Genomic DNA, 13,224 nt, shown 5'->3' with positions numbered 1-13,224 from the left:
AATTTCGCGCGACCGCGTGTAAAACCGCCGTTAACATTACGGAAAACCTAACACGTTAGGGTCTTTTCCTGCCTGAAAGCTCCGGATGGATCGGAGCGCCTGAAGTTAGTGTCGGAAGCTGTCGGTCTGCCGTGTGCGCCGCACCTGAAGGAGAAAGGCGACGGATAGCTGCGGATGCGGGATAAAGTGAACCGGCCGGAAAAGAGTTTTGCGTTTCTGAAAGCTGGCACCGCCCTCGCGGTCGCTGCCGCGCTGGCGTGCGGCCCGCTGTTCGCCGGTCCCGCATCGGCCTTCGAGATCTTCGGCATGAAGTTCTTCGAGGACGAGGAAGAAACCACAGCCGTCATCGATCCCGTCAATTACACGCTGACGCTCAATCCGGGCACGGACGACGACGACCTGAAGGAAGCGATCGAGAATACCGCGCGCCTCAAGCAGGACGAGGGCAAGCCCGTCTCCGGCGATCTCGGCCTCGTCATCAAGGCCCGCGACGACCGCGACCGCATCCTGGCCGCTCTTTACGAGAATGCGCGCTACGGCGGCGTGGTGAGCGTCACGATCAACGGACAGGACCTCGATTCGCTGCCGCCGAACCCCGAATTCAACGCGAGCGGCGCGATACCGGTGACGATCAGCGTGGAGCCCGGCCCGGTCTTCACCTTCGGCGACGTCGCCTTTTCCGGCGATGCGGAGGGGCGAAACCCGGCAGACTACGGGCTGGTGCCCGGTGCGCGGGCCGATTCCACCATCATCCTGAAGGCGGGGGAAAAGGTTGTCGTGGACCTCAAGGCGGAAGGACGCCCGCTCGCCAAGCTTGTCGAGCGCAATGCCACGGCGGATCACGAGACGCAGACCGTCGACGTGGTGATCGCCGCCGAAGGCGGACCGGTCGCCCCCGTCGGCGATGTCGGCGTCACCGGCACCAAGACGGTCGATCCGGTTTTCGTGCAGCGCTATTCGCGCATCAATGCCGGCCAGCCCTATTCGCCCGAGGCGCTCAACAAGGCGGCGGAGCGGCTGCGCACGCTCGGCGTCTTCTCCAGCGTGACGATCCGCGAGGCCGACAAGCTGGCGCCCGATGGCTCGCTGCCGATGACCATCGAGGTCTCGGAAGGCAAGCATCGTTATTTCGGCGTCGGCGCGCAATATTCGAACACGGACGGCTTCGGCCTTCAGGGCTATTGGGGTCACCGCAACCTGTTCGGCCAGGCCGAATCGCTTCGTGTCGAAGGCGCGGTCAACCGCATCGGTGAGGCTGATGACCTCGGCGAACTCGACTATTCGAGCGCCATCCTGTTTTCCAAGCCCGGCGCCTTCGGCCCGGCAACCACCTTCAATGCTAGTGTGAAGGCGTCGATCGTCGATCCGGACGCCTACAAGGCGTTCACGATCACCGGCGCGGCCGGCGTCAGCGTCGAGCTTTCCGACCAGGATACGGTGAGCGCCGGCGGCGAGGTCATGTGGAGCGACGTCGAGGACGCCTTCGGCAAGAACAAGTACCTGACCGCCAGCATCCCGATCGAATATGTGCGCGATACTCGCGACGACAAGCTGAACCCGACCGAAGGCTACCGCTTCCTCATCAATGCGAAGCCGAGCTACGAGAATTATCGCGGCACCTTCTTCTCGAGCTTTGAAGGCGCGATCACCGGCTATCAGGCGCTCGGCGCCGAGGATCGCTTCGTGCTTGCCGGCAAGCTCGCCGCAGGCTCGATCATCGGTGGCGACGAGCTTTCCGATATCCCGGCGACGCGCCGCTTTTTCCTTGGCGGCGGCGGTACGGTGCGCGGCTACGGCTATCAGGAAATCTCGCCGCGCAACGGCGACAACCAGCTTCTCGGCGGACGCTCCTACGTGGCGGCCTCCGGTGAGGTGCGCATCGGCATCACCGAGACGATCGGCCTCGTGCCCTTCATCGATGTCGGCACGGTCTCAACGGACGAGGTGCCGGATTTCGAGGATATCCGGGCGGGCGCCGGCCTCGGCGTGCGCTATGCGACGCCGTTCGGCCCGCTCCGGCTGGACGTCGCTGTGCCGCTGAAGAAATATCCCGGCGGAACCTCCTTCGGGGTCTATGCCGGCATCGGCCAGTCCTTCTGACTGTCGCCCCAATTTTCATCTAGGCTCTTGATCGGCTGCGCGATTGGGATTCTAGACGTTGGGGAGCGATTCCGCGCTCCCGCACGCGAAATGGATGAAGCATGAACAGGCTTTCCCGAATTCTCCGCGCCACGCTCCGCTACCTCGGCTACGGCCTTGCCGTCCTGCTCGTGCTTTTCGTCGCGCTGCTGGGCTTTGTTGGCTTCACCGATACGGGCGCGCGGATGGCGGTTTCCTATGCGCAGAAGATCGCGGCGGCGAGCGGGCAGGTGGTCTCCATCAGCGAGCCCTCGGGCCTGCTTAACGGCAAGCTGCGCGCCGGCACCATCACGCTGGGCGATGAGAAGGGCACCTATGCGGAAATCCGCGACCTCGCGGTCGACTGGTCGCCGCTTCAGCTTCTGTTCTTCAGCTTCGACGCGTCGCGCGTTTCCGCATCTTCCGTCTCGCTGCTGCGCCTGCCGGAATCCAAGGCGGATGCGGAAAAGTCGGATACGCCGTTCACGCTGCCCGTCGAGGTGCATGTCGGCTCGCTGGCGATCCCCGAGCTTTTCGTGTCCGGCACCGTGGCGGGGCGCGACCAGCGCCTCGTCGTCTCCGGCCGGGGCGATGCCACGGCCGAAAGCGTGGCGGTAAAGCTCTCGGCTTCCGAAAAGGCGCGGCCGGACGCCCGCGTCGCCGCCGACATCGTCTTCAATCCCGCCGAGAACGTGCTTCGGCTCGAGGCCGATGTCGCCGAGCCCAAGGGCGGCATCCTGGCAGGGCTGCTCAAGCTGCCCAACGATCCCGCCGTCGGGATCCGACTTACGGGCGACGGGCCGCTGTCGCAATGGAAGGGCCGGCTTTCCGCTGCGCTCGACGGTACGGAAATGCTGCGCGTCGACGGCCGCCATGACCTTGCGGCAAGCGGCCTCCACACCATCGCGCTGAAGGGCGGCGGCACGTTCGATGCGCTGATGCCGCCGCAGTTTCGCCCGCTCTTCGCCGGCGAGACCGGCATCGACGTGGTCGCCGCCTTCGACGGTTCGGACATGCTGCGGATCGAAAAGGGGTCGATCGCGACGGGCGCGATGACGCTTGCCGCTTCGGGCACGGTCAGTGCCAAGGGCGCCAACGATCTCGACGTCAAGCTTGCCGGCAAGGATGGCCCGATCGATTTCCGCTGGCCGCTCGCCGAGGGCGATGCGCGCGTGCTGATCGAAGGCGCCGACATCTCGCTGACCGGCGAGGCGAGCGTGGCGGCGCTCGAAGCCCATGCGACGGTCGCCTCCGCCGCGTTGCCCGCCGGCCGTATCGAGAACATCCGCCTGACGGCGACGAGCGACGCCTTCAATGTGGCGAGCCAGTCCGGCCGCATCGAGGCCACGCTAGAAACGGGCCTCACCGCTTTCGCCAATCCGGATATCGACCGCGCGGTGAAGGGGCCGGCAAAGCTCGTCGCGACGCTGGACGTCTCGCCGCAGGAGATCGCCTTCGAACCGGCGACCCTCGAAAGCGCAAGCATCGGCGGCACGCTGTCGGGCCGCTACGGATTGGAAAGCCGCGAGGCCGACGTCAATTTCCGCCTGTTCGCGCTGCCGGCCGTCCTGCCGCCGGCGCTGTCCGGCAAGTTCGATACGACGATCGCCATGGAAGGCCGGGTTCAGCTTGCCGGCGACGGCGGGCTGCAGGTCTCCGGCCTTCAGGTGAAGTCCGGCACGCTGGAGACGGCGGGCACCGTCTCGCTCGGCAAGGGCAATCTGGACGCCGCGCTCACCGGCAAGGTGCTGAACCTCGGCAAGGTGCTCGCCGATGCCGCAGGTGAAGCCGAATTCGACCTGTCCGCCAGCGGCCCTGTCGAAGGGCTGGATGTTTCCGCCAAGGTCACGTCGAGCGGGGCGACGCTGTCGGGCAGGACGCTGAGCGATCTCGTCGTGTCGCTCAAGGGCAAGGCGGTGGCCGACAGCCCGTCCGGTGAGCTGACGGCGACCGGCGCCCTCGACGGGCAGGCGATCAATGTGCGCTCCAGCATCACCTCGGAAGGCGGGCGCATCTCGGTGCCTGTGCTGGAGGCGGAAATCGGCCCCAACACGCTGAAGGGCTCGCTCGCCCTCGCGTCCAACTTCATGCCCGACGGCACGATCCGCTTCAATTTCCCCGACCTCGGCCTTCTCGCCGCGATGGCGGGCCAGCAGGCGGCCGGCAATCTCTCCGGCCAGCTCGAAATCGCGACGACCGGCGGCAAGACCTCCGCGACGGTGCAGGCGTCGGGCTCGGCTATCCGCCGCGATACGGTAAGCATCACCAAGCCGGCCGTCGATCTGAGCATAGCCGACCTTGCGACGGCCGCGATCACCGGCACGGTGCGCGCCGAGCGCGTGGCCGCGGGCGAGAACCGGGTGGATGCGCTGAAGCTCGACTTTTCCCGCGAAGGCCAGGCGACCAGTTTCGATCTCACCGGCCGCCTCGATGGCGCGCCGCTGGTAACGAAGGGCAAGGTGCTGCAGCGCGATGGCGGGCTGGATGTCGCCCTGCAAACCGTCGAGGCCGCGCCACGGCGCATTGCGCTGAAGCTGGCCAAGCCGACGACGATCGGCGTCGCCAACGGCGTTGCGACACTGGATGGCCTGACGATCCAGACCGGGCGCGGTTCCGTCGCCATTTCCGGCAAGGCCGGCGAGGCGCTCGACCTTTCGCTGCGCCTCAACGCGGTGCCGGCCGCCCTCGTCAACAATTTCGCGGCCGGGCTCGATGCCGACGGCACGATCGGCGGCACGGTGACGGTCAAGGGCAAGGCGGCGGCGCCCGTGGTCAACTATGCGCTCGACTGGAACGGCGCCGTCACGAGCCAGACCCGCGGTGCCGGCATCGGTGCGCTCGATATCAACGCCAAGGGTGAATTCGCCAATAACCAGGTGCGGCTCGACACGGTCCTTTCGGGGGCGGGCGGCCTGTCCTTCCGCGGCGGCGGCACGGTCGGGATCGGCGGGGCGACGCCGCTCGGGCTGAAGTTCAACGGCAAGGTGCCGTTCGGCGTGCTGCAAGGCCAGCTATCGGCGCAGGGTTTCGTTTTGACCGGCAATGCCGATGTCGACGTCTCCATCGGCGGCACGGCGGCGGCGCCGTCGGTGACCGGCAGCATCACGGCGGGCGGCGCGAGCCTCGTCGACGTGCGCCGCAATCTCGCGGTGGAGAACCTCACCATCCGCGTCACCATGAGCGGGAAGCAGGCGGTGATCGAGACCGTGTCCGGCAAGCTGGCGAGCGGCGGGCAGCTTTCGGCGAGCGGCACCGTCGGCATCGACCCCGCCAGCGGCTTTCCCGTCGATGTCGCGGTCAAGCTCGGCGATATCACCTATATCGACGGAACGCTGGTGACGGCGAACGTGACGGGCGACATGACGCTGAAGGGTCCCGTCGCGGGCCTCGCGCTCGCCGGCAAGGTAGTCATCAACAAGGCGAACATCACCATTCCGCAGAAGCTGCCGGCGTCCCTTTCGGAAATCGATATCAAGCACCGCAATGCGCCTGATGACGTCAAGCGCATGACGGCCGATGTGCAGCGCGAGCAGGGCGGCAGCGGCGCCTCGCGCGGCATTGCGCTCGACCTCACCATCGAATCGCCCGGCCAGCTCTTCGTGCGCGGACGTGGCATCAATGCGGAAATGGGCGGCAGCCTGAAAATCACCGGCACCTCGTCGTCGCCCGTCGTCTCCGGCGGCTTCGAGCTGGAGCGCGGGCGCATGGAGATCCTGACGCGCCGTCTCGATTTCACCAGCGCCCATATCGGCTTTGCCGGCGGCCTCGTGCCGACCGTCAACCTGGTTGCGGGCAGCTCGGCGGGCACGACGGAAATCACCGTGACGGTGGCGGGCGTCGCCAGCAACCCGACCGTCACCTTCGCGTCCTCGCCCTCGCTGCCGCAGGATGAAATCCTCGCCCAGCTCATCTTCAACCGCTCGATGTCGAACCTGTCGGCTGTGCAGATCGCCCAGCTCGCCTCAGCGGCCAGCCAGCTTGCCGGCGGCAGCTCGACGGGCCTGCTCGACAGCCTGCGCAGCAAGCTCGGCGTCGACGACCTCGACATCACCACGGATGCGGAAGGGCGGGCGGCGGTCTCCGCCGGCAAATACCTGAACGAGCGGACCTATATCGAGCTGAAACAGGACCCGGAAACCAACGGCGCCAAGGCGGTGATCAACCTTGATGTCGGGCGCGGCCTCAAGCTGCGCGGCGAGGCGGGCAGCGGCGGCAGTGCCGGTGCCGGCATCTTCTACGAGAAGGAATATTGAGGTTGGCTCAACCCGGTGCATGAACCGAGGGCTTCGCGGCAGCGCGGAGCCTTTTCCGTTTTCCGGCGGCAGCCGGCCGGCGTTTGAAAGATTTTAACCAGGGTATGCATAGGATCGCCTTGATACGCAGACCAACTGGGAACACCTCGATGACCTCCATCAAGACGGCCGGCTTTGCCGGCGATACGCTCGAAATCATCGCATTTCGCCTGCACGAACAGGAATTCTGCGTGAAGACGACCACGATCCGCGAAATCCGCGGCTGGGCCCCGTCCACGCCTATCCCACATTCGCCGCCCGATGTCATCGGCGTGATGAACCTGCGCGGCACGGTGATCCCGATCATCGACCTTGCCCACAAACTCGGCATGAAGAGCACGGAAGCCAATGAGCGCAGCGCCATCGTGGTGGCCGAAGTGCACAGCATGGTCGTCGGTCTCGTTGTCGACCGTGTGTCCGATATCCTCACGATCCGCAGCGAGCAGATCCAGCCGGTGCCGGAAGTGACGACCTCCTTCGACAAGGCCTATGCCGAGGGCATCATCGCCCACGAGAACGGTATGATCTGCTTCCTCAACCTCGCGCGCATGTTCAAGGAGCGCGACATGGAAGACATCGCCGCCTGACCCAGCGACAGCTGGAGCGAAACGCCAACCGCCGTGCGAAAGCACGGCGGTTTTTTGTTGCCTGTCGGCAAATGCAACCATTGCGGTACTGTGCGTGCAATGCTTCGATATGTTCCTTCCGTTACGTAAGGCCGATGTACTGCTAAGCGCTTGTTATCAAATACATCTAAAATATAACCCTCTGATTTTCATCAATTCTTAAGCCTGTTATCCCTATCTTGGATTGTAGACGCGTACCTTGAAACCGATGTGGCATGGCACGCTCTAATTGAATTCAGGAAAACTTATCCATGGCCGCGCATCGCGGCCCATGCCCGAACGCAACACCCGACGATCGCCGCGCGCAATCCAGGAAGGCGTGGCCGTCGCACAAAAGGACAGGTCATGCTTTCATTTGCGAAGTCCATGGATGCAGGCCATATCATCGCGGCGCTGTCGCGCTCGCAGGCCGTGATCCAGTTCGATCTCACCGGCAATATTCTGACCGCCAACGAGAACTTCTGCCGGGCGCTCGGCTACGAGCTGAAGGAAATCGTCGGCAAGCATCACCGCATCTTCTGCGAAGCGAGCTACACGGCGAGCGAGGACTACCGGCAGTTCTGGGCGCGGCTCGGGCGCGGAGACTATGATTCGTCGAGCTACAAGCGCCTGCGCAAGGATGGCGCCGAGATCTGGATCCAGGCTTCGTACAATCCCGTCTTCCGCGGAGGCAAGCCCTACAAGGTCGTCAAGTTCGCCAGCGACATCACCCAGGCGAAGATGCAGGCGAGCGAGGATGCAAGCAAGCTCGACGCGATCTCCCGCTCGCAGGCGGTGATCGAGTTCACGCCGACCGGCGATATCCTGTATGCGAACGAGAATTTCTGCGCGGCGCTCGGCTACGATCTCTCCGAAATCCGCGGCAAGCATCACCGCATGTTCTGCGATCCCGCCTATGTGCAGACGCCGGCCTATGCCGATTTCTGGAAGGGGCTGGCGGAAGGCCGCTTCATTTCCAACGAATTCGTGCGCTACGGCAAGGGTGGGCGCGAGATCTGGATCCAGGCGGCCTACAACCCGATCCGCAATCTCAATGGCCAGGTCTACAAGGTGGTCAAGTTCGCGACCGACGTGACGGAGCGCATGTCGGCGATCAATGCGCTCGGCGGCGGGCTGAAGGCGCTGGCGGCAGGTGACCTTACGCAAAACCTTGCCACCGCCTTCGTGCCCTCCATGGAGATGGTGCGTAAGGACTTTAACGAGGCCGTCGCCGGCCTGCACGAGGCGATGCGCACGGTGGAGACCAATGCCAATGCCATCGCCTCCGGGGCGCAGGAAATCCGCTCGGCGGCGGACGATCTCGCCAAGCGCACGGAGCAGCAGGCGGCCTCCGTCGAGGAAACCGCGGCGGCGCTCGACGAGATCACCACGACGGTCGGCGATTCGAGCCGTCGCGCGGACGAGGCCGGCACGCTGGTGGCCAAGACGCGGGCGGGTGCGGAAAAGTCCGGCGAAGTCGTCAAGAAGGCGATCGACGCGATGGGGCAGATCGAGCAGTCCTCGCGCGAAATCTCCAACATCATCGGCGTCATCGACGATATCGCCTTCCAGACCAACCTGCTGGCGCTCAATGCCGGCGTCGAGGCGGCGCGGGCAGGGGAGGCCGGCAAGGGCTTTGCGGTCGTCGCGCAGGAGGTGCGTGAACTCGCACAGCGCTCGGCGAGCGCCGCCAAGGACATCAAGGCGCTGATCACGACCTCGGGCGAGCAGGTCAAGAGCGGGGTGGCGCTGGTCGACGAGACGGGACGGGCCCTGCAGGAAATCCTGACACAGGTGCAGGCGGTGCACACCAATGTCGCCGCGATCGTCGAAGCTTCGCGCGAACAATCGACGGGGCTTCGCGAGATCAACCAGTCTGTCAACGCGATGGACCAGGCAACGCAGCAGAACGCGGCGATGGTGGAAGAGAGCACCGCGGCAAGCCACGCCATGGCGCGGGAGGCCGATGCGCTGCATGCCCTGATCCGCCGCTTCCGCCTCGCGGGCAGCACGCAGTCAGCTCAACGCACGCCGTCCCCGGCGCCCGTTGCACAACTTCACGCCGTGGCGCGCACCATGCGGGCGCCGCGCGGCGCCACGGCGCAGGCGGCGGAGAGCTGGGAAGAGTTTTGAACGCCCACCTCGGCATGAAAACGGCTGGCAGAGATGCCGGCCGTTTCCGTTTCGGGAACGGGGTTCAGTGGGCGGTGGGCGCCTTGCCTCGGGCCGCCTCGGGCACTTCTGCCGGCGCCGGCCGGTGGATCAGCGGCACGGCTTGCAGCACGAGGCTGTCGAGGCCTTCGCCATTGTGGTTGTCGACGAGGTCGAACAGTTGCCGGCGCATGCGCGGTTCCCAGAATTTGTTGATATGGGTCGCCACGCCGGTCGGCCCCTCGCTCGCGGGCTGCGAGTGGAAGAAGGTGGCGATCTGGTTCGCCATCCTGACGAGCTTGTTGCCTTCCGACATCGTTTTCTCCTAACCGTTGCCGATCCGGCGTTCCGGGTTGCTCACGACGCGCTCCGCGCCGGTGAAAATCTCGAATTCCTCGCCGCGCACCAGGGCGATCAGCGTCATGCCGGCCTCTTCCGCCGTGCGGATGGCAAGCGCCGTCGGTGCGGAAATGGCGATGATGAAGGGGCTGCCTACGATAGCCGTCTTCTGCACCATCTCGACGGACACGCGGCTCGTCACGACAACCGCGCCCGTCTCGCCGGCATGGCCCGCGCGGCGCGCGGCGCCGACGAGCTTGTCGAGCGCATTGTGCCGGCCGACATCCTCGCGCACGGCGACAAGGCCAATGCCCGGCACGAAGAATCCTGCGCCATGCACGGCGCGGGTGGCCATATGCAGCGGTTGCTGGCCGTTGAGCAGATGCACCGCCTCGACGATCTCTTCTTCACTCAATGTCAGTGGTGACGAACGCACGGACGGCGTCAGCCGCACGGCCTGCTCGATCGATTCGATGCCGCAGAGGCCGCAGCCCACGGGGCCGGCCATGTGCCGGCGGCGGGCGGTCAGGGCGTCGTTCTGCGCGTCCGCGAGGCGGACCTGCACGTCGATGCCCTTGTCTTCTGCCACCACTTCGACGGCTTCGATCTCCGCCGGATCGGTTATGATGCCTTCCGTCAGGCTGAAGCCGACCGCGAAATCCTCGAGGTCGGCGGGTGTCGCCATCATCACCGCATGGGTCGAGCCGGCATAGGAAAAGGCAACCGGGGTTTCCTCCGGCACGAAGCGCTCGCCCCCCGTCAGCCGCCCGTTGCGGCGGGCGGTTTCGGCGACCTTGATCGTGGTGGCGAAATCCGGCACGCGCAATCCTATTCTGCCGCCTCCAGCTTGCCGGCGATGCGACGCGACCGGCGCGACAGCTCGTCATATTCGACTTGCCAGTCGGATGGGCCGTTCGACGGCGAGATCTGCACTGCCGTCACCTTGTATTCCGGGCAGTTCGTCGCCCAGTCGGAGAAGTCGGTGGTGATGACGTTTGCCTGGGTCAGCGGGTGGTGGAAGGTCGTGTAGACGACGCCCGTCGCGACGCGGTCGGTGACGAGGGCGCGCAGGGTGGTCTCGCCGGCACGGCTTGCCAGCCGCACCCAGTCGCCATCGCGGATGCCGCGGTTCTGCGCGTCGTGCGGGTGAATCTCAAGCCGGTCCTCCTCGTGCCAGACGACGTTGTCGGTGCGCCGCGTCTGGGCGCCGACATTGTACTGGCTGAGGATGCGGCCGGTGGTGAGCAGCAGCGGGAAGCGCGGACCGGTCTTCTCGTCGGTCGCGACATATTCCGTCCGGATGAACTTGCCCCTGCCGCGCACGAAACCGTCGGTATGCATGATCGGCGAGCCGAGCGGGTGCTTCTCATTGCAGGGCCACTGCACGGAGCCGACCTTGTCCAGGTAGTCATAGGAGACGAGGGCGAAGCTCGGCGTCGTCGCGGCAATCTCGTCCATGATCTCGGCGGGATGGCTGTAGTTCCAGTTGAGGCCCATCGCCTTGGCGAGGTTTTGCGTGACCTCCCAGTCCGCATAGCCGTTCTTCGGCGTCATCACGCGGCGCACGCGGTTGATGCGGCGCTCGGCATTGGTGAAGGTGCCGTCCTTTTCCAGGAAGGTCGAGCCGGGCAGGAAGACATGGGCGTAGTTCGCCGTCTCGTTCAGGAAGAGATCCTGCACGACGACGCATTCCATGGCGGCAAGGCCGGCGGAGACGTGCTTCGTGTCCGGGTCGGACTGGAGGATGTCCTCGCCCTGGATGTAGAGGCCCATGAACGTGCCCTCGACGGCGGCGTCCAGCATGTTGTTGATGCGCAGGCCCGGCTCGTTGTTGAGCGTGACGCCCCACATCTTCTCGAAGATCTCGCGGGTCGCATCGTCGGAGATGTGGCGGTAGCCCGGCAATTCATGCGGGAAGGAGCCCATGTCGCAGGAGCCCTGCACATTGTTCTGGCCGCGCAGCGGGTTCACGCCGACGCCTTCCCGGCCGATATTGCCGGTCGCCATGGCAAGGTTGGCGATCGCCATGACGGTGGTCGAGCCCTGGCTGTGCTCGGTGACGCCGAGGCCATAATAGATCGAGCCGTTGCCGCCGTTGGCAAAGAGCCGGGCGGCGCCGCGCAGCGCTTCCGCCGGCACGCCGGTCAGCGCCTCGGTCTCTTCCGGGCTGTGGCGCGGCTCGGCGACGAAGGCGGCCCAGTCCTCGAATTCCGACCAGTCGCAGCGCTCGCGGATGAACCTTTCATCGTAGAGGCCTTCCGTCACGATGACGTGGGCAAGCGCGGTGACGACGGCGACGTTCGTGCCGGGCCTGAGCGGCAGGTGATAGGAGGCCTTGATGTGCGGCGAGGAGACGAGATCGATACGGCGCGGGTCGATCACGATGAGCTTGGCGCCCTGGCGCAGGCGCTTCTTGAGGCGCGAGGCGAAGACCGGGTGGCCGTCCGTCGGGTTGGCCCCGATGATAATGACGACATCGGTGTGCTCGACGCTGTCGAAATCCTGCGTGCCGGCGGAGGTGCCGAAGGCCTGGCCGAGGCCGTAGCCGGTCGGCGAATGGCACACGCGCGCGCAGGTATCGACATTGTTGTTGCCGAAGCCGGCGCGGATCAGCTTCTGGACGAGGAAGGTTTCCTCGTTCGTGCAGCGCGAGGAGGTGATGCCGCCGATGGAATCGCGGCCGTACTGGTACTGGATGCGGCGGAATTCCGACGCCACATGGGCATAGGCCTCTTCCCAAGTCACTTCCCGCCACGGATCGGAGATTTTTTCGCGGATCATCGGATTGAGGATGCGGTCGCGGTGGGTCGAGTAGCCGTAGGCGAAGCGGCCCTTCACGCAGGAATGGCCGCGATTGGCCTGCCCGTCCTTCCACGGCACCATGCGCACCAGTTCCTCGCCGCGCATTTCCGCCTTGAAGGAGCAGCCGACGCCGCAATAGGCGCAGGTGGTGACGACGGAATGTTCCGGCTGGCCGATCTCGATGACCGATTTTTCCGTGAGCGTCGCGGTCGGGCATGCCTGCACGCAGGCGCCGCAGGAGACGCATTCTGAATCGAGGAAGTGCTCGTGCATGCCGGGCGAGACGCGGCTTTCAAAGCCGCGGCCTTCGATCGTCAGCGCGAAGGTGCCCTGCACCTCCTCGCAGGCCCGCACGCAGCGCGAGCAGACGATGCACTTCGACGGGTCATAGGTGAAATAGGGGTTCGATTCGTCCTTCGGCATCCAGCGGGCATTCGCCTCGCCGTTGTTGCGGGCCTTGACGTGGTTGTCACCCTCGTAGCCGTAGCGCACGTCGCGCAGGCCCACGGCGCCCGCCATGTCCTGCAGTTCGCAGTCGCCATTGGCCGCGCAGGTGAGGCAGTCGAGCGGATGGTCGGAGATGTAGAGCTCCATCACGCCCTTGCGGATCTGCTTGAGGCGGCTGGTCTGGGTGTGCACGACAATGCCCGGCGCCACCGGCGTGGTGCAGGAGGCAGGCGTGCCGTTGCGCCCCTCGACCTCAACGAGACAGAGGCGGCAGGAGCCGAAGGCGTCCACCATGTCCGTTGCGCAGAGTTTGGGAACCTTTATGCCGGCCTCCATCGAGGCACGCATGATGGAGGTGCCCTCGGGAACGGTGATCTCGTTCCCGTCGATGGTGAGCGTCACCATCTTTTCCGAACGGGAGGCGGGCGTGCCGAAGTCGATTTCAGGAACGAGGGACATGGGAACCTCCG

The 13,224-nt window shown here is 65.5% G+C and carries 7 protein-coding genes; 4 read left to right on the top strand and 3 right to left on the bottom strand.

Annotation, left to right across the window (positions count from 1 at the left end; translation table 11 throughout):
• The first annotated feature begins 174 nt into the window (after positions 1-174).
• From Q9316_RS16670 to Q9316_RS16655, 4 genes are all read left to right on the top strand, one after another.
• On the top strand, positions 175-2,100 hold the full coding sequence (locus tag Q9316_RS16670) for an autotransporter assembly complex protein TamA (protein WP_306032685.1): 1,926 nt from the start codon (positions 175-177) through the stop codon (positions 2,098-2,100).
• A 101-nt stretch (positions 2,101-2,201) separates the two neighbouring features.
• Positions 2,202-6,371 carry a translocation/assembly module TamB domain-containing protein gene (locus Q9316_RS16665; RefSeq protein ID WP_306032684.1) on the top strand — a complete coding sequence of 1,390 codons (4,170 nt, stop codon included), beginning with the start codon at positions 2,202-2,204 and terminating at the stop codon, positions 6,369-6,371.
• Positions 6,372-6,520: 149 nt separating this feature from the next.
• On the top strand, positions 6,521-6,997 hold the full coding sequence (locus Q9316_RS16660; protein ID WP_306032683.1) for a chemotaxis protein CheW: 477 nt from the start codon (positions 6,521-6,523) through the stop codon (positions 6,995-6,997).
• 384 nt (positions 6,998-7,381) lie between these two features.
• Entirely contained in the window at positions 7,382-9,148 is a 1,767-nt protein-coding gene (locus tag Q9316_RS16655; protein ID WP_306032682.1) for a methyl-accepting chemotaxis protein, read from the top strand.
• Between the two features lie 64 nt (positions 9,149-9,212).
• On the opposite strand, the gene Q9316_RS16650 is transcribed toward Q9316_RS16655, so the two are convergent.
• From Q9316_RS16650 to fdhF, 3 genes are read right to left on the bottom strand one after another with little or no spacing between them, the layout of a single operon-like run.
• Complete coding sequence (locus tag Q9316_RS16650; protein ID WP_306032681.1) at positions 9,213-9,482, bottom strand: formate dehydrogenase subunit delta; 270 nt, start codon at positions 9,480-9,482, stop codon at positions 9,213-9,215.
• Positions 9,483-9,491: 9 nt separating this feature from the next.
• Positions 9,492-10,325 (bottom strand): formate dehydrogenase accessory sulfurtransferase FdhD, encoded by an 834-nt coding sequence (gene fdhD / locus Q9316_RS16645; RefSeq protein ID WP_306032680.1) that lies wholly within the window; start codon positions 10,323-10,325, stop codon positions 9,492-9,494.
• A gap of 8 nt (positions 10,326-10,333) precedes the next feature.
• The gene (gene fdhF, locus Q9316_RS16640) at positions 10,334-13,213 is read right to left on the bottom strand and encodes a formate dehydrogenase subunit alpha (protein WP_306032679.1); all 2,880 of its coding nucleotides are present in this window, start codon (positions 13,211-13,213) and stop codon (positions 10,334-10,336) included.
• Positions 13,214-13,224: the final 11 nt, after the last annotated feature.

Origin of the sequence: Shinella zoogloeoides (genome assembly GCF_030733845.1) — a bacterium.
GTDB lineage: Bacteria > Pseudomonadota > Alphaproteobacteria > Rhizobiales > Rhizobiaceae > Shinella > Shinella zoogloeoides_C.
This window is presented reverse-complemented; position numbering and strand designations above follow the sequence as displayed.

What these genes read in the sequence shown, in the direction of transcription:
- Q9316_RS16655 (WP_306032682.1), top strand. Translation starts at nt 7,382, where the DNA reads ATGCTTTCATTTGCGAAGTCCATGGATGCAGGCCATATCATCGCGGCG.
- Q9316_RS16660 (WP_306032683.1), top strand. Translation starts at nt 6,521, where the DNA reads ATGACCTCCATCAAGACGGCCGGCTTTGCCGGCGATACGCTCGAAATC.
- Q9316_RS16665 (WP_306032684.1), top strand. Translation starts at nt 2,202, where the DNA reads ATGAACAGGCTTTCCCGAATTCTCCGCGCCACGCTCCGCTACCTCGGC.
- fdhF (WP_306032679.1), bottom strand. Translation starts at nt 13,213, where the DNA reads ATGTCCCTCGTTCCTGAAATCGACTTCGGCACGCCCGCCTCCCGTTCG.
- Q9316_RS16670 (WP_306032685.1), top strand. Translation starts at nt 175, where the DNA reads ATGCGGGATAAAGTGAACCGGCCGGAAAAGAGTTTTGCGTTTCTGAAA.
- Q9316_RS16650 (WP_306032681.1), bottom strand. Translation starts at nt 9,482, where the DNA reads ATGTCGGAAGGCAACAAGCTCGTCAGGATGGCGAACCAGATCGCCACC.